This window comes from Caldisericum sp., from assembly GCA_022759145.1.
In the GTDB taxonomy this organism is placed as follows: Bacteria; Caldisericota; Caldisericia; order Caldisericales; family Caldisericaceae; genus Caldisericum.
In genome coordinates, this window is record JAEMPV010000048.1 from 1 (window position 1) to 17799 (window position 17799).

Annotated in this window: 15 protein-coding genes, 2 tRNA genes and 1 other RNA gene; 11 read left to right on the plus strand and 7 right to left on the minus strand. The window is 34.2% G+C overall.

Annotated features, from left to right (window positions below):
• From JHC30_02905 to ssrA, 5 genes are all read left to right on the plus strand, one after another.
• A partial coding sequence (locus JHC30_02905) for an iron-containing alcohol dehydrogenase (protein MCI4463104.1) occupies positions 1 to 926 on the plus strand: 926 nt, incomplete at its 5' end.
• A gap of 56 nt (positions 927 to 982) precedes the next feature.
• Positions 983 to 1059 (plus strand) — tRNA-Ile (locus JHC30_02910).
• A 5-nt stretch (positions 1060 to 1064) separates the two neighbouring features.
• Positions 1065 to 1139, plus strand: a tRNA-Ala gene (locus JHC30_02915).
• A gap of 115 nt (positions 1140 to 1254) precedes the next feature.
• Positions 1255 to 3789 carry a hypothetical protein gene (locus tag JHC30_02920; protein MCI4463105.1) on the plus strand — a complete coding sequence of 845 codons (2535 nt, stop codon included), beginning with the start codon at positions 1255 to 1257 and terminating at the stop codon, positions 3787 to 3789.
• Between the two features lie 48 nt (positions 3790 to 3837).
• Positions 3838 to 4188: a transfer-messenger RNA gene (gene ssrA / locus JHC30_02925) on the plus strand.
• Positions 4189 to 4190: 2 nt separating this feature from the next.
• On the opposite strand, the gene JHC30_02930 is transcribed toward ssrA, so the two are convergent.
• On the minus strand, positions 4191 to 4592 hold the full coding sequence (locus tag JHC30_02930; protein MCI4463106.1) for a hypothetical protein: 402 nt from the start codon (positions 4590 to 4592) through the stop codon (positions 4191 to 4193).
• A gap of 19 nt (positions 4593 to 4611) precedes the next feature.
• On the minus strand, positions 4612 to 5247 hold the full coding sequence (locus JHC30_02935; protein ID MCI4463107.1) for an HAD family hydrolase: 636 nt from the start codon (positions 5245 to 5247) through the stop codon (positions 4612 to 4614).
• Between the two features lie 53 nt (positions 5248 to 5300).
• Between JHC30_02935 and JHC30_02940 the strand changes: the two genes are divergently transcribed.
• Together JHC30_02940 and JHC30_02945 are read left to right on the plus strand one after the other, a co-directional pair.
• Positions 5301 to 8291, plus strand: coding sequence for a S8 family serine peptidase (locus JHC30_02940; protein MCI4463108.1), 2991 nt, complete (start codon positions 5301 to 5303; stop codon positions 8289 to 8291).
• 9 nt (positions 8292 to 8300) lie between these two features.
• On the plus strand, positions 8301 to 11486 hold the full coding sequence (locus JHC30_02945; GenBank protein MCI4463109.1) for a hypothetical protein: 3186 nt from the start codon (positions 8301 to 8303) through the stop codon (positions 11484 to 11486).
• A 3-nt stretch (positions 11487 to 11489) separates the two neighbouring features.
• On the opposite strand, the gene JHC30_02950 is transcribed toward JHC30_02945, so the two are convergent.
• From JHC30_02950 to JHC30_02960, 3 genes are read right to left on the minus strand one after another with little or no spacing between them, the layout of a single operon-like run.
• Entirely contained in the window at positions 11490 to 11888 is a 399-nt protein-coding gene (locus JHC30_02950; protein ID MCI4463110.1) for a ribonuclease HI family protein, read from the minus strand.
• Complete coding sequence (locus JHC30_02955) at positions 11881 to 12429, minus strand: macro domain-containing protein (protein ID MCI4463111.1); 549 nt, start codon at positions 12427 to 12429, stop codon at positions 11881 to 11883. Before JHC30_02955 ends, JHC30_02950 begins: the two co-directional genes overlap by 8 nt.
• Positions 12426 to 12932, minus strand: a complete 507-nt coding sequence (locus JHC30_02960) for a type 1 glutamine amidotransferase (protein MCI4463112.1) — start codon at positions 12930 to 12932, stop codon at positions 12426 to 12428. Before JHC30_02960 ends, JHC30_02955 begins: the two co-directional genes overlap by 4 nt.
• A gap of 77 nt (positions 12933 to 13009) precedes the next feature.
• Here JHC30_02960 and uppP point away from each other — a divergent pair, with 77 nt between their 5' ends.
• Positions 13010 to 13816, plus strand: coding sequence for an undecaprenyl-diphosphatase UppP (uppP, locus tag JHC30_02965; GenBank protein ID MCI4463113.1), 807 nt, complete (start codon positions 13010 to 13012; stop codon positions 13814 to 13816).
• Positions 13817 to 13825: 9 nt separating this feature from the next.
• Positions 13826 to 14245, plus strand: a complete 420-nt coding sequence (locus JHC30_02970) for a universal stress protein (protein MCI4463114.1) — start codon at positions 13826 to 13828, stop codon at positions 14243 to 14245.
• On the opposite strand, the gene JHC30_02975 is transcribed toward JHC30_02970, so the two are convergent.
• Together JHC30_02975 and era are read right to left on the minus strand one after the other, a co-directional pair.
• Complete coding sequence (locus JHC30_02975) at positions 14237 to 14695, minus strand: RidA family protein (protein MCI4463115.1); 459 nt, start codon at positions 14693 to 14695, stop codon at positions 14237 to 14239. The two genes, JHC30_02970 and JHC30_02975, sit on opposite strands and share 9 nt — an antisense overlap.
• 13 nt (positions 14696 to 14708) lie before the next feature.
• A complete protein-coding gene (era, locus tag JHC30_02980; protein ID MCI4463116.1) occupies positions 14709 to 15593 on the minus strand; it encodes a GTPase Era in 885 nt (294 codons plus the stop codon).
• A 111-nt stretch (positions 15594 to 15704) separates the two neighbouring features.
• On the opposite strand from era, the gene JHC30_02985 reads away from it, so the two are divergent.
• Positions 15705 to 16505, plus strand: coding sequence for a universal stress protein (locus JHC30_02985; protein ID MCI4463117.1), 801 nt, complete (start codon positions 15705 to 15707; stop codon positions 16503 to 16505).
• Between the two features lie 14 nt (positions 16506 to 16519).
• Positions 16520 to 17794 (plus strand): hypothetical protein, encoded by a 1275-nt coding sequence (locus tag JHC30_02990; protein MCI4463118.1) that lies wholly within the window; start codon positions 16520 to 16522, stop codon positions 17792 to 17794.
• Positions 17795 to 17799: the final 5 nt, after the last annotated feature.

A 17799-nucleotide genomic window follows, 5' to 3' on the forward strand; every position in this document is an offset into this window, starting at 1 on the left:
AGTCTGTTGATTTCATTATTGCAATTGGTGGTGGAAGTGTAATTGATGCTGCAAAAGCAATATCACTTGTCGCTAAGACCGGTAACCATATTTGGGATTACCTTGAAAGACCTCCGAAAAGGAGAGTAGATAGTGTTGTTTTGCCTATTTTATCTGTTGTAACTGTGGCAGCAACCGGCTCAGAATTAGACGGCGCATCTGTGATTACAAATACTCGAACAAGACACAAAAGAGGCATTATGTCTCAGTACCTGTATCCGAAAATTTCTATCATAGACCCCCTTTTAACTCTTTCCATTCCACCGAAACAAACCATTGACGGTGTTGTTGATATGTTTACGCACATCCTTGAAAGTTATCTGTCTTCTAAGGCATATGCTCCTGTGTCTGATGCGATTTCTGAGTCTCTCATGAAAGAAGCCCTGTTTTTTGGTGAAATAGCTTATTCGGATCCTCAAAATATAGATGCAAGAGAATCCCTTTCGTGGATTTCTTCTCTCGCGTTATCGCAGATTCCTTCTGCGGGGAGAAGTGGTCCATTTCCAATTCACAGGCTTGAGCATCCCCTTTCAGGGCTTTATGGTATATCACATGGGAGAGGTCTTGCAATTTTACTCCCTGCATTTCTATATGTTACAAAAGATATCCACGCCGATAGGCTGAAAAAACTTGGTAAAGCAATTTTCTCAACTGACTCACCTACTAAAACAATCGAAAGGCTTGTTCATTATTTGAAAAAAGTAGATGCTTTTGAATCTTTGAAAAAGTATGGGGTAAAGAAAGACGATATAGAAAAAATTGTTAAGATGGCATTTGAGGATGAAGGAAAAGATACTATTTCAGCAAGAGAACCACTCTCAAAAGAAGTTGTAACAAAAATATACGAAATTGCTTTTGACTACAAGGATTTATTTAAAAATGCCTGAACAGGGGCTTGTAACTCTTGACAAAAAGGATAAATTTATTAGAATATACAGCGTAAGGGCTTCTAGCTCAGTAGGTTAGAGCGCGTCCCTGATAAGGACGAGGTCTCTGGTTCGAGTCCAGAGAAGCCCACCATCGGTGGGGATGTAGCTCAGCGGTAGAGCACATGGTTTGCATCCATGGGGTCAGGGGTTCAAATCCCCTCATCTCCACCATTTTTTATTTCTAACCTTTATATCTTCTTAAACTCTCTATGTACTAAAAATTTTATCTGTTATCTTTGACTAATAGCCTAGTTGTGGTATAACTTCTTTGGAAGGTGAATAGATTATGAAAAAACTAATTTTGGTTTTTATCCTAATTATTTTTATGGTACTTTTAACCAATTTCAATGCACCTGTTTTTGCTAAAGATATAGATAGGAGCTTCTTGGGACAGGGGATCTCAGTTTCTAATATAGACCTTTCGACCTTTTTGATAAAAAATGGCAGTATTCCTGTAAATTCCTATTTTATTGAAGACCCAAATTCGCTTGTAGATATTGAAAATATAGCGTATAAAAACGGAATAAGAACTTTTGTAAAATTAGACTTGCTTCTTTACCCTTTTGAAAGCACAAAACCTGCGAACGTTAGCGATTTAGTAAAATTTTACAAGGAAAATTCAAACCTCAGCCTTTTGGAACAACAAAAGTTACTTGCAGTAATTGCATCACTTTTTAAGGCTAATGGAAAGGCTGTAACTGAGGTTAAACAGAGTGAACCTGAAATTGTAATTACATACAAATATGAGTCTACGAAGACGGGTTACATAGCAATTCCTGTTAGAACGCCGAAAATGAAGAACACCTTAACGACAAACTTCTATTTAGATCCCCTGAGCTTTCCATATAAGGATTTGACCTCATATTATCAATTTTTGAAAGGTACAATAGTAGATCAATCGAATATCTTAACAAAAGCTGCAAGGAGAAAATACCAAAATCCTTTTCTTGATTTTGATGGATTTTATATAGCTCTTCCAGATAAGGTAACCTATGGATATGAAAAAGTAATTAAGAGTTCGATAAGTGCTTTGAAAAAAGATATTGGAAACAAAATAATAGTCTTTACAAATGTTACAAAAGAAAACGCTAATTTAGTCAAGGATGTTGGTGATGTTTTTGTAACAAACGTAAACGATAACAGATTTGACGAAGTTAGAACCGTTAGAGAGATACTCGCAAATAAAAGAGTAATTGCAAATTATAACGGCAGGCTTAATGATACTGATATTAGAAATTTTCTTGATATCTGCACTATATATGGACTTACTCCTCAGTTTGGTAGGGATCTTACAACCAATGATTATTTTTACTATGAGGCTGATTTTTCGAAGTTCTCACCTATTATATCAGAATCTCTAATGATAATTAGCAGAGTTAATAATCTCGATTACAAAGAGACCAAGAATTTTGAAAATTACGAAGTCTCAGAATTTAACAATAAGTCCGTTTCAAGTTATGTTTTTAAAGGAAATGGAAGCGTTAAATTAGAAATTGGCAGTATAAATCCTCAAAATATAAATACAATTGGCGGTATAGGTAATAAAAGATTTATAAGTGATGGTGGTAAGAATTTCCTCGTTTTTGATATTAACGGAATCGGACTTGTTGAATTACATAATGATAATTTTTATGTCGAAACTACGACAATTAAGCCAACAACATTTCACAATGTTTCAGTAATTTTTAGGAATGGAACAAGCGAAAATATCCATAAAAAGGTAATATCACGAGTTCCAGGTAATGAAAGATCTTTTGATTTAGATTTAAGTCCATTTGAGATAAAATCAATAGATCTTGATAAGGACGAAAGTATAATAGTTGAAGGGCTCACTTTTGAAAATATTTATGAAAGTAGTAATATAATTCCGCAGTTCTTTTTGGTTATAGTTATTTTAGCGTTTGCCTTTGTTTTGTATAAAAAAGAATTTCCAATCAAACGGCTTCTAAATAAAGCAATGTTTATAACTCTATCGCTTTTATTGTCAATAGTTCTAATTTTATGTAACCTGAAATTTCTTGGATACAGCATAATATCAATTTCTTATTTAATTATGTCTGGAGTATTTTTGATGTATGTCTTCTATAGAGGAAGGAGTAAGATGCTTTCATTTGCGTTTGTTTACATTGCGTTGTTTGCCATTTATAATTTAGTCGAGTTTCAAACTCTAATGCCTCATAATCAGGTTGTGTTTCCACCGTATCCAACTTTTGAGGTAATATTGTTCTACTTTGCGTTAATTTTTGCTTTAGCAATACTACTTACTTTTGAGAGAAAAATCTCGAAAATTGAAATAGCAAATATTTTTATAATCTTCGCTTTTTTGTTTGTTTTTGGAGGTCTGCCTTTTCTTGCAGTGGAAAGAACCGAATTATTTGTATATTTGCCTTTTTTACTTATTTCTGTTCTATTTTACATTTCAATAATTATTGATAAAGAATTAAAAAATAAACTTTTTTCGACTATCGTAATCTTAATCGTAGTTGCATTGGAATTTGTGTTGCCATATGCTAACAAATTTATTATTAACGAATTATTGAATCTCAATTTGCCAATTTATCCTCTCTCCTATGTATTTTTAATGATACCACCTCTCATATTTTTCGCTTTAACTAATAAAGAAAATACGAATGTTAACTATGTTTTAGATTTTAATGGAGTCGTAGTTTCTCTTACTGTAATATTTGAATTAAGTGCGTTACTTGGGGCGCTTGGAAGTGTTGGATTATCAAATCCACTTTACTTTTATATTGGCTATATTATTCAGTTTGTTCCTTTTATTTTATTAATGATAATTCTAACAGAAACAGTTGCAAGGTGATGTAACAAAAAGCGAAAATTTGTGCTATAATATATAGGCGTAAAAAATGGGGGCGCTGGGGCTCGACGGATAGGTAAGGTGTACTGGAGCAGGCGGAGGATAGCGGTTGGCCTCCTAAAAAAGCCGCTAAAAAATAAACGCCGATTATAGTTATGCATTAGCAGCATAAGATTATGCTGCCGCTTTGCAAAGTCTTTGCTCATGGGGCTTGCAAAGCGTCGGGACATGAGCCTCTTGTAATAGGTTTTCCGAGCCTGTTACAAGAGTAGCAAGTCGGAATATGCGCTCTAAATCCTGCCATTTGGAGTTAGAGCGTGAATAACAAAAAATGGCTAAGCCTGTAGTTGCCAGTATAGATTACCTACCCGGACGCGGGTTCGACTCCCGCCGCCTCCACCAATTTAGATAATTTTTTCTATTTTTCGTTTCTCTTCGATTGCTTTTTTCTCTTCTTCTAAGGAAGGTGCAAGTCCAACAAAGTCTATAACGGGAACAACGAACATTATTCCTGTTCCTGGCTCCTTAAAGTCATTTAGTTCTTCTCTTACAACCCTTTGTGCTTCTCGTAAAGTTTTTTCCTCTTTTATTACCGTAAATATTGTTTTGTTTTCAGGGTATCTACCACTACCTACATTAAAGATTTCAAGAAGTGTCGAAAATGTAGAAACTTCGGGTTCAAGTGTTCTTCCCATTCCAATTGAATCGATAATTGTTGCTCCTCTTACATCAACCTCTAAAAATCTTTCGAGAATCTTGTTAATTTTTTCTGTTTTGTTCAATACAATTACCAAAAGATATGCCATTTATGCCTCCTATTTTATTTTAAGAGTTTTCCAATAAAATGCCAAGTTCATGGTAATTAGTGAAAATTAAACAACATTCAACAGTTATTGGTTTTGAAGGAATTATAAAACACCTGATGTTTGCGTTTTTTGCAGTTAGTGCGTCTTGGTCTGCATCGCCAATTATTGCAACATTATCTTTCGGAAGGTTTAACTCTTGTACAATATAATCTATTGTTCGTGGATCAGGCTTTACAAAAGGAAGGCTCTCGAAGCCATATACTCTCTCAAATTTATCCTTAATATTAAATCTTTCTAAGACCTTTAGCATAGGTTCAAGGTTCTTGTTTGAGAGAATTACCTTTCTATGGGTATCGGTTTCAAGGAATTCAAGAACATCATCGATAGGGATAGATTCTTCTCCTGAATGTTCTATATAGTACTTTAAAGTTAGTTCATAAGCTTTATTTATTATCTCTTCATTTCCCTCACCAAAAGCCCTTTTTACGGTATTTAGTAAGCCATCGCCCGTATAACTCCAAATTAATTTTGGATCTAGTTCAGATTTTCCGAATTGCTTGAGAGAAAAGTTAACGGCGTTTGCTATATCCAAGGTTGTATCAAAAAGCGTTCCGTCGAAGTCAAAAATAAGTAAGTCTATACCTCTTTTTTCCATTTCAAAGTATTATAATTTATTTTGCAAAATAATCAAAAAATGTATAATAAAGTATGAAAAATAAATATACACTTAGTAAGAAGATTATCTCGATTTTTTTAGTATTTTTGTTTTTATTTTCTCTCTCTTCACCAATAAAAGCAAACAAGACAAAAAGTAACTATTCAAAATTCGTTGAAGGGAAAACTTACAAGGCAATCGTTCTTTTTAACGAACCATCAATTCTTAACTATAAAGATACGCTTTCGTATAAATTACTTTCGCTTATTGGAGTCAATCCAACAGAAAATTATGAAAGATCTCTTAATGAAAAACATGAAAATTTCAGAGGGATGATCGAAAAGTTTGGCGGAAAGACTACTTACGATTTCCTTTATGTTGTTAACGGAATAAGCGTTGAAGCAGATGGCAAAATTCTCAATGAACTTCTAAGCTCTAACTCTATAAAGGGGATTTATGAGGAAAAAACTTATACGCTTGAAAGAGATATCACAAGGAAAGTAATAAAGTCAGACTTGGTAAATGCAACAAAAGATGCTTCTGGTAATTATATTACTGGATCGAATATAAAAATAGGCATTATTGATACGGGTGTTGATTATACGCATAAGGAACTTGGTGGAGGTAAATTTCCTAATTCAAAAGTTGTTGGTGGGTATGATTTTGCTGATAACGATCCTGACCCAATGGACTACGATGGTCACGGCACACATGTTGCAGGTATTGCTGCAGGATCGGAAAAAGGGATTGCAAAGGATGCAAAAATTTATGCCTATAAAGTGTTTTCAAAAAATAGCACTACTACAACAAGTTCTCTTATTATAAAGGCTTTGGATCAATCAGTAAAAGACAAGTGTGATGTAGTAAATATTTCAATAGGGCTTCAGAATGGAGGAGCTACTTCTTCTGATCCGGAATCTCAAGCAGTGAGGACGGCTGTTAATTCAGGCGTTGTTGTAGTTGCTGCAGCCGGAAATAACGGCGTTCCAAGTGAATTTTTCAATTACCCTGTTAGCTCTCCTGGTTCTGTTGATCTTGCAATTGGCGTCGGTGCTTCGAATGACGCCCTTACAGGGATAATTAACTCTTTTGGGAGAAAAATTATTGGGCAATACCCAAACGAATCACCTGACTTTAGCGAAGGTGACTTTGATATTGTATATTGTGGACTTGGGCGAAAAGAAGACTTTAAAGGTATTGATGTTAAAGGGAAAATAGCTCTAATCGAGAGGGGTCAGATTTATTTTGGAGATAAGGACTTAAATGCAAAAGATGCAGGTGCAGTTGGTGTCATTGTTTACAATAATGTAAGTGGAATGCCAAAAATTACTCTCGTTTCGCAGGATAATCCTTCAAGAACGGATTTCATACCCTTCCTTTTTATTTCATTTACCGATGGTCAGTTTCTGAAAGAGCATATTAAAGAGAAAGTTACGATAAGTAACGAATTTGGATTAGGTCAAATTGCCGAATTTTCATCTGCAGGTCCTACGACGGATTTTTATTTGAAGCCAGATCTTGTTGCACCAGGAGTTAATATAAATTCAACTTATCTAAATAATTCATATGTTGAAATGAGTGGTACATCTATGGCTTCGCCTGTAGTTGCAGGTTCCGTTGCACTGGTTAAGCAAGCAAAACCTAATTTATCACCTCAAGAAATAAAGTATATACTTATGAACACGGCAGATATACTATATAATCCCGCATCTTCACTACCGTTTTCCCCTACTCTTCAAGGTGCTGGAAGAGTTGATGTATTTAACGCAATTAATTCTAATGCTATTATTTACCCTTCATCATTAATCTTTGGTAATGGCATACAATCGAAAACCTTCAATTTAACGATAAAAAATCTTTCGAGCACTTCCAAAACTTTTTCAACATCAATATCATTCGGTTCCAACGAAAGATTAAATATAAATTTACCATCTACAATAACAGTAAAAGGAAATTCAACCTTTTCATTCAACATTTCGTTATCTGCTTCCTCTGATACTATAAGTTCTTATGGTTTTATTTTCTTTGATAGCGGATTTGAGAAACTACATATTCCTTTTGTGTATCTAAACGATAACGAACCAAAAGAACCTATATACAATGTAAAGATAGACAAAAATATCCTTTCTCCAAATGATACTGCTAAAATTTCGTTTTCCGTTGGAATAGGGAGCGTTGGAACTGGAGAAAATTATAAGTTTAGGGAAAACATTGCAGAAGAAGTACGAGTTTCCGTGATTGATGCAAAAGGGAATATTATTAAGGATATCTTTGATGTTGCGCCAATATATGTGGGAGACTATTCGATAACGCTTTCACCTTATGATCCTGTAAGAGGCTTGTATTTCCTGCAGAACGGGACGTATTTTTACAAGATTTCTTTTATTGAAGCAAATGATGACGAAAATAGTAAAAATGTATACCCTACTGTTGAAACCTTTGTTAAAAGCGGAAGTTTTTCAGTATCTAACTTCGGAGTAACTGGTACTATTTCAATGAGTTTACCTTCAAACTACGCTCCGTTAATGAATAAGGGTGATATTCTACCTGTTAATTTGAATATTAATGCAACAAAGCAATTTTTGAATTTAAGTTTTGAACTTCGATTCGATAAAACTAAGATTGCCTTATCTTCTATCTTAGTTTCTCAGGGAGATATTTCAGTAGATAGTAGTGACTCGCAAAATGGGGTTATTATAAAAATTCAATCCGTTTCACCGGTAACAACAACGCAACTAAAACTTTCTTTTAAAGCGTTAGAAAATGGCAGCGGATTTATTGATATTTATGGACCTTCTTCAGACACAGATGAAGTATTCTATGTGAACGGAATTAAGTATCTTATATCTGACTACGCAAAAATAGCCGATTTTAACGGAGACAAAAGAGTAGACTCTCAGGATGCAAGCATTTTTAAGGCAACCTTTGGTTTAACTAAGGATAACAAGAATTTTAATCCTAAGTGTGACTTGAACTTCGACGGCATAGTTGATAAAAATGATTTCTTTATTTTTGCAAAGCACTTTGGGGAAGTTTATCCTTAAGGAGGCGATATGAGAAAAGTCGTTTTGCTATTTTTAGTCTTAATAACTGTATCGAATTTTTTTATTCTGAATAGAGTAGATGCTTATACTATAGATTCTATTAATCCAATAGCTGAAATTGGGATTCCTCAGGGCGATTTTATCGGAAGTGCGACGCTTGCGGAAGTAAATTTCTTTGAAAGTGACTATGATACAAGATACATTTTCCCAATGCAGGGTATGGCAGTTACAGATGACGGTCTTATTGCAGTTATTGATAATGCTTACGGACGTATTCATATTCTTAGTCCATTGCTTCAAGAAAAATATTCCTTTGGATCTCTAAAGGAATTTACATATCCAACTGATGTTGCTTTTGCGAACAACAATTTTTATATAACCGACCCCTTTAGAAAGGAAATAAGGATTTACGAAAAAAGCGGGATATTCATAAAAAGTATTAAGAATTCTTCTTTCACATCGCCTATAGGAGTTACTGTTGCTTCAAATTATATATTTGTTTCTGATTACTTCTCGAATACTTTATTTAAACTCGATTCTAATGGAAAAATTTTAAGTTCTGTCAATATAGCCACTCCTTTAGGGCTTTCTTCTAATACAAAAGGAAATATCTTTGCCATTTCAGGTAAAGAGAAAAAAATTTACGTTTTTGATTTGAACCTTAATTTAGTAAAGGCTTTTGGAGATGATGTGTTAACTTTTCCTTCAGACTCTGCAACCGACTCTAAAGGATATCTGTATGTTGTTGATAGAGGGCTAAATCCAAACTCTTCAAGCAACCCCAAAATTTTTGTATTCGATACTAATTACAAACTTGTAAACTCTTTTGGCAGTCTTTCAAATAGCACATCATCTATTCCAGATGGTGCTTTTCTTACACCTGCTGGTATTGCTGTTTCTTCGACTAACTCTCTTTATGTTTTTGATTCTGGCTATTTCTTCTATTTACAATCCAACTCTGATGCGCCATTTGGCTATCCTCTTATAACAAGGCTTTCGGTATTTAATACCTCAGGATATTTCGTAAGCAAAAAAGACTTTGTGAGAGATTCAAGCAAGGGTATTTTGCTAAATCCAGTCGGTGCAACTCTTGATGAAAACGGTTATACCTGGGTTCTTAACAGAGGCAACCTTGACCAGAGTGAAATTCTGAAATTTGGTTCTGATGGGACTCTTATTCTTAGAATAACGAAAATTGGAAGTCAAAGCCTACCTTCTTTAACATCGATATATTCCGACAAAAGAGGAAACATCCTTGCTATTGGCAATAATCAAATTCTTGTTTTTAGTTCAACAGGAGCTTTCAAACAAAACATCCTTAATGCAAATTTTGGTTTGCTAAAGAAAATTTTGCTTTTTAACGGTTATTACTGGGTAACTTCACAGGACAATGGTCAGGTGCTAAAACTGGATAGCAATTTTAAAATTGTTGGTAGTTTTAGCGTATGTAAGTTCCCTTCGGGAATTGCTTTTGATTCAAAAGGAAAAGCCTTTATTACATCCCTTGATGATAATATGGTGCATGTGTATGATTCAACATTCAAAGAACTTATGAAGTTTGGCGGTTCCGGAAAAGGAAATTTTAAACTATATATTCCTGAAGATCTTGACATTGACAAAGATGATAATGTTTATATTGCAAATACTGAGAATGGTAAGATAACAGTATTCACTAATAATGGTACACCTTTATTTGAAACTGAGCCTAACTATCCTGGTATTACTTCAATTGAGATTGAGAATTCACACATTATTGCATCTGATGCCTTTCATAATATTGTCTGGGTTTTTGAGGTAAAAAAGCAATATCTTGATTATTCATTTTCTGTTAGTTCGTTCCCAGAAGAAGCAAGCATTTCTCATTCAGACTTTGTAAACATTTATTTCACTGTCACTAATACTGGGTTAAAGACTGACTCTTATACATATTCCGTAAGTTTAACAAATGCAAACTCATTTAAATATACCATTTTTGATTCAAGTAACACATTCTTGCTTCTTCCAAATACTTCTAAAAGAGTAAGGGTTCTTGTAGAAAGTAAAGATGCAAAAGATGGTGACTCAACACAGGTTATTTTTAAGGTAACTTCCTCAAATCTTAAATACTCAATGATATCTAATTCTATAATAAGCGTTACTTCCAATTTGCAACCTGGAATTTTTATTGATGAAGGTTCGGTTCAAGTTGGAGGAAACATTCTGCTTCCACTTTATATTAAAAACCCTTCGGGTATAAGGGGAATTGCTTTTGATTTAATATTTGACAAAAATAAGGTTGCATTTGATAGTTTTAAACCGGAATCTCAATTTAGTAATGCACTTATACTTACTAAAGAGATTGATAACGGCATTACAGTAATGGTTGAATTCCCAAAAGAGAATTATCTATTAAATACATCTAAAATTGGCTATCTTTCTTTTAAAGGTCTAAATATTGGAAGTGCTGTATTACAAATTACGGAAGCTAATTACTCTGCTGTTACGGATGAAGTAAAACAATTTGAAAATATCTTTCCTGGTGGAATAACCGTTACACCCTTGCTTACTGTAAATATACCTGATAACTTTTCGACTTCAGTCCAAACGATTACAGTTACAGGCAAAACAACGCCTGATTGCACAGTTTATGTAAATGGTATGCCGGTTTCTGTTCAAAGTGATGGGAGTTTTACATATAAGTTAACGCTCTCAAGTTACCAAACAAATTTAATAGTAGTATCTAAAGCAAAAACTGGTGAAGAGACCACTATCCAGAAGAATATTAAATTCACTGGCAAGTTAAAATTAACGATAGTCCTTGAAGTCGGAAATCCTATTATGTACGTAAATGGTGTTGCTGAAGAAATTGATCCTGGGAGAGGGACTGCACCAGCAATTATATCAGGGTGGAATAGAACCGTCGTTCCCATAAGAGCAATAGTAGAAAAATTAGGAGGAAGTATAGGTTGGGATACAGTTAATAAAATAGTAACGATAAACATAAATAATAAATCAATAAGTCTTCAAATAGGAAATAATATTGCAAAAGTTAATGGAATTGAAGTTCCAATTGATCCGTCTAATCCGCTCGTTAAACCTTTAATAATAAACGATAGAACTATGGTCCCGCTTCGTTTTGTTGCTGAACAGATTGGCTGCACAGTATCATGGGATGACAAGCAGAAGAAGATCACAATTGAATATGTTTTTCCGTGAATTTTATTTAGGACCTAGTATTAAAGTACAGAGATAGTCAGCAATTTTTGTGTATTTTGATTCTCTTGGGACATGTTCGAAAGAAATATTTTCGAACTCATTTAGGATATTTTTTATTGATGTAAAGTATGGCATTAGGTCTTTTGATTTGACTTTGTATCTTCCATTTAATTGGGAAACGACAAGAAGTGAATCAGAGAAGACTTTAATTCTTTTGAAATTTCTTTCCTTTGCTTTCTCTAAGCTTTTTAAAATTGCCGTGTACTCCGCAACATTATTTGTAGCAAACCCTATATATTCACTATATACCAGAATGACTTTATTATCCAGCACAAATACAGAGGAAACCGCAGATTCTCCTGGATTTCCTCTGCTTGCGCCATCAGTATAAATTTCAACCATTGACTAAAGCCTCTTTAAAAAGATTTGTTATCTCTTCGTCGATACCTATAAAATGAACCTCTTCTAATACTCCTTTATTTTCTTTTATAAACTTTAGTACTTCATCTGCTATAATTTTCGTTCCTTTGTCTTTTGGAAACCCAAAAATTCCACAACTTACCGCAGGAATTGAAATAGACTTTATGCCGTATTCTTTTGCTAATTTGAGAACACTTCGTATTGCATTCCTTAGTTTCTCTTCTTCATTACCTTCGCCAAATCTTGGTCCAACAGTATGAATTACATATTTTGCTTTTAATCGGTACCCTTTTGTAATTACGGCTTCTCCAACGGGTATTGGACCTCTTTCTTCTACGATTTTGTCGCTATCTTTTTGAATCTCTCTTCCACCTTTTCTTACAATAGCAAGGGCAACGCCACCTCCATGAGACAGATAAGAATTTGCAGCGTTTACTATTGCATCGACATTTTCTTCGGTGATGTCGCCCTTAATTACTTTTATTTTTGTTCCTTCTATAACACTAACAAAAATTTCACTCATTTTTTCAAAAACTTGATTATTTCTCTCATAAAGTCTGGCAAATCAGAAGGTTGTCTCGATGTTATTAAATTGTTATCAACAACTACACTTTCGTCGACATATTTTGCGCCTGCATTCTTTACATCGTCTTTTATAGAGTAGAAACAAGTCATTGTAACTCCATTTACGATTTTTGCTGATATTAGAACCCAACCTGCATGGCAAATTGCTCCAACAAGTTTGTTGGATTCAAACATCCTCCTTACAAAAGCAAGTACTTTTTCGTTTCTTCTAAGCAAGTCTGGCGCGTATCCTCCAGGAACTATTACTCCGTCAAACTCGTCAAAGTTTATTTCATCAATAGATGCTTCAGCCTTCATCTCAAGCCCAACTTTAGAGTGGTAAGTTTTCACTTGTGGACCTATAAGAACCGATTGGAAGCCTTCTTCTTTAAGCCTGTAGTAAGGATAAATCAACTCGAACTCATTAAAATTGTCTTCAATCAAAACTGCTATCTTTTTCATATCCCACCTCCAATTAATTATACTCTTAAACCTTTTATTTTTAAATAGTTTGTGCTATAATTCAGTGGAGGTAAAAAATGAATAGATTAACTGAATCAATTATACTTGGAATAATCCAGGGTGCTACAGAATTTTTACCGGTAAGTTCATCGGGACATCTTGTTGTAATTCCAGCATTATTTCATCTTAACCCTCCCAATCTTGCTTTTACAATGGGGCTTCATGCTGGAACTTTGCTTTCGCTCTTGGTTTACTTCTACAGAGAAGTTTGGGGACTGTTGAAAGGTGTCTTCTCAATATTTAAAAGTAGGAGAACTCAAGAAGAGCAATTTTACTTAAGATTATTTGTTTTGATTATTATTGCTGTAATTCCTGCTGGAATTGCAGGAGTTTTATTATCTGATAAGGTTGATCTTTTGTTTTCTAACCCAAGGACCGTTTCCTATCTATTTTTTATTACTGCAATACTTCTCATTATTGGAAGTATTTTATCTGAAAAATCAAGAAAAACACTTGAAAATATCACGGCATTGGATGCGCTAATTGTTGGAGTTTTTCAAATTTTAGCGCTCCCTCCTGGTATTTCCCGATCAGGCTCCACAATAACTGGAGGAATTGTTTCTGGAATGGACAGGGAAAGCGCTTCTAAATTTTCATTTCTTGTAGCAATCCCTGTAATATTTGGTGCCTCTCTTCTTGAGGTTAGAAAAATGAATTTTTCGGGCTTTACTGTTACAGACCTTTTTGTTGGCTCCCTGGTTTCTTTTGTTGTAGGATTAATAAGCCTTTGGATATTTTTCCCTCTCATTAAGAAGACCAAATTTTATGTCTTTTCAATATACTGCATTATTTTGGGGACATTGGGATTAATTTTGTTGAAGTAGGAGAGTGAAATGGTTGAAAAAGTCGTATTTCCATTTGATTTTTCTAAGTTTAGTGAACAAGTTGTTTCTTACATCGTTAAACTTAAGAATTTTGGTTTAAAAGAAGTTGTCGTAGTAAATGTACTTGAATATGAGGAATTTACTTCCAGAAGTTCTTCAAAACTCGAGATTGAGGAGTATAGAAAGAGGAACTTTGAAAGAATGAAATATATAAAAGAGGAACTTGAAGAAAACGGTTTGAAGGTAACATCAAGGGTGGAATTTGGAATTCCATCCAAAGTAATTGTTTCAATTTCTGAAGAAGAAAAAGCTCAGTTAATAGTAATAGCATCTACCGGAGCAGGATTTACTCCAACACTAATAGGAAGCACTGTTCAAAATGTTATAAGGCTTTCTAAAATCCCAGTGCTTGTTATTCCTTCACTCTAATTCAATAATGCCGGAAACCTCAAGACAAGCACCCATTGGCAGTGAATTAACGCCTATAGCAATGCGCGAGTGTTTTCCCTTTTCTCCGAATACACTTACGAGGAGATTAGAAACTTCGTTCATTACCTTAGGATGGTCTTCGAAGTCATCTGTTGCATTTACAAACCCTTCAATCTTTACAATTTGTTTTACTTTGGCAAAATCGTTTGTTACTTCTTTTATATTTGCAAGGATTGAGAGAACTATCAATTGAGCAGGTTTTTTTGCATCTTCTAATTTTAGTTCTCTTCCGAATTTTCCTTTTATTACCTCACCATTTTCAACTGGGATTACTCCCGAGAAAAAAAGAAGTTTTGAGTTTGTGACTACAACGGGAACATAACTTCCAAGAGTTTTTGTTGGTTTTGGTAAGGTTAATCCTAAAGATTTTAAATTCTCTTCGATACCCATCACGACCTCCTTTTTATTCAATTATATATCCTAATTTCTTAAGTTTACTCTCTAATTTAGGCCAGTCTTCTTCCACTTTAACTTGCAATTCAAGGAAAACTGGCTTTTTAAGGATCTCTTGAAGTTCAAGGCGCGTTGTTGTTCCGATTTTTTTAATCATAGAACCATTTGCACCGATTACTATGCCTTTCTGGGATTCTTTTGCAACATGGATTATGGCGCTAATATAAAGAACGCCGTTTTCTCTTTCCTTTACTTCTTCAACGGTAACAGCGGTCTCGTAAGGTAACTCCTGCCTCAAAAGAAGGTATAGTTTTTCTCTTATAAGTTCTGCAACCTGGAGATTAAACGGCAAATCTGTAACTTCTCCTTCGTCGAAGTATGCAGGCCCTTCAGGAAGATACTCAACAGTTTTTTCAATTAATGCGTCCACATTCTTTCCAGTAAGCGCTGAAATTCTAAAAACTTCCTTAAAATCAAAAAGACTTCTAAAAACTTCCTCTGTTTTATTGATGTCTTCTTCTTTATACATGTCAATCTTATTGATAACAAGAAAAACAGGAATTGTGAGGTCCTTTAGGTGCTTTAGCATTTCCGGATATTCTTCTCCAATATAGTCATTTACCTCAACCATAAAATAAACAACATCTGCACCTTCGAGGCTTTTCAAAGCCACATTAACCATATATTTGTTCAATGCACTTTTTGCAAGGTGAAAACCAGGCGTATCTGCAAATACAATCTGTGCATCTTTTAGATTTTTAACACCTAAAATTCTAAACCGGGTTGTTTGAGGCTTTGGCGTTACTATAGAGATCTTTCTCTGGACAATGTAATTTAAAAGAGTAGATTTTCCTACATTTGGTCTTCCTAAAATTGTAACAATTCCGCTTTTCACTTTTTCCACCTCAGATTTATTAATTTTCCTAAATATATTATAGCAGTTATTTTGAAAAAAGTTGCAAAAAATTTTATCTTTGCTAAAATTATATAGAAGGAGGTTTTAGAAATGTATAAGAAAATTTTGATTCTTGTTGATAACTCTGAGGTTATGGATGATGTTGTTGAGTATACTTACAATCTTTTCCCTGACTCTACTTTGTATTTACTAAGTGTTGTAAATCTTGGTCCTTTTTCTGGTTATTATACAAAAACGGTCTTTAGGGAAATGAAGTCTCTTGCAGAGGAAACTTTGAACCGCCTTGAATTACTTTTGGAAGAGAAAAAAGCAAAATTTCAAACAGAGGTAATTGAAGGAGAGCCTGTTTCTGTCCTTTTGAGTTATGCAAAGAGAAAAGGTATAGACCTTATAGTTCTCGAAACTCATGCGGGAATAAGCGTAAATAAGATAAAAATAGGTGGAACAACATACAGGCTTCTAATTAACTCACATATTCCTGTTTTACTTTTAAACGAGCGTCTCGAAATAAAAAGGTCGCCAAAGATTTTACACCCTACAACAGGGAGTAAGTATTCCGAAATTGCAACAGTTGAAGTTGGTAAACTTGCATCTTTTTGGGATTCTGAGGTCGAAGCACTAATTTTAAGAGAACCAAAAGAGAAAATTGCAGAGCGTGTAAAAGAACTTTTAAGTAATTTCCATATAGATTTTACGATAACTTATGCAGAAGAAAGTGAAATAAATTCGATCTTGAAAAGATCGTCTTTTTCCGATATCATTATAGGATCGAGGGGTTCGCCAAGACCATCTTACAAACTTAGAACTATATTTAAGCCGTTTTCATTAGACGCGACTTTGAAATTACTCATAGCTTTCTTACCAAAGCCATTACTTCTAATTTGCGATTAGTATAGGAGGTTAAAATGAATAATCATGCTTTAACATCTATTTTAATATTTGTTTTTGTCTACGCTTTGATAATTGCTGACTTATTGCCAAGAACTATAGTAACATTAGCTGGCACAGTACTTCTATTTATACTTGGTATACTTAAAGATACTCAGGTTGTTTCCCTTATAAACTGGGAAGCAATGGGTCTTATACTTGGCATGTATATCCTTGTGCACGTACTTGTTGAAAGTGGGTTCTTTGATTTACTAAGTGCTTATGTGATAAAATTATCAAAAGGGAAACCTATGACAGTTTTTATTAGTTTAGCTATCGTAACTGGTATACTGTCTGCTTTTATGGGTAGTATAACAGTAATGCTCTTCATGGCTTCATTGAGCATCCAGACTGCAAGGGAACTTAATATGGACCCTGTACCATTTGTTCTATCTCAAATTGCCTCTTCAAACCTTGGTGGAAGCGCTACGCTTATGGGTAACCCACCTAATATAATCCTTGGAACGGGGTTGGGTATAACACTTGCACAATATATTATATATCTGGCACCTTTAGTATTTGTTTTACTTATTTTGAACGCATACTTGTTCTATTTTGCTAATAGGAATGATTTTTTAAAAGCAAAAACTCTTGAAATGGATTATGTAAACTCAATTAAACCATACTCAAGTATCAAGAATATCTATATGTTTTATTCTGGTGTTTTTAGTTTTTTAATTACAATTTTATTGCTCATAATTCATGAGAAACTTGGAATAACGGTTGGACATGTTGGAATAATAGGTGCAACGATTGTCCTGCTATTAAATGGCCATAGAGTAGGAGATATATGGGAAAAGATTGATTGGGAAGTATTCGTATTTTTTGCAACACTTTTTATAATCATCGGTGCTCTCGAAGTTACGGGTGTAATCCAATCTCTTGCAAATGTTATCGTGTCTTTTGCCAAAGGTAGCGCTTTAATAACAAAAAATGTATTACTTTGGACCTCTTCTATACTATCCGGATTTATTGATAACGTTCCCTTTGCAGCTTCTATGGTTCCTCTTATAAAAGCACTTGCTGGGAAAGTTCCAGTAAGTTTGCTTTCTATGGGACTCATTATAACATTTGGAACGGATGTCGGAGGTAATCTAACTCCTATTGGAGCAACTCCAAACGTTGTTGGACTTTCTATATTGAGGAATGCTGGAATTGAAGTGAGCTGGGGAGAATACATTAAAAAGGTTGCACCAATTACTATCCTTGAAATAATACTTGCGGATATTCTGTTTATTTTAATGTATCACTAAGTCTC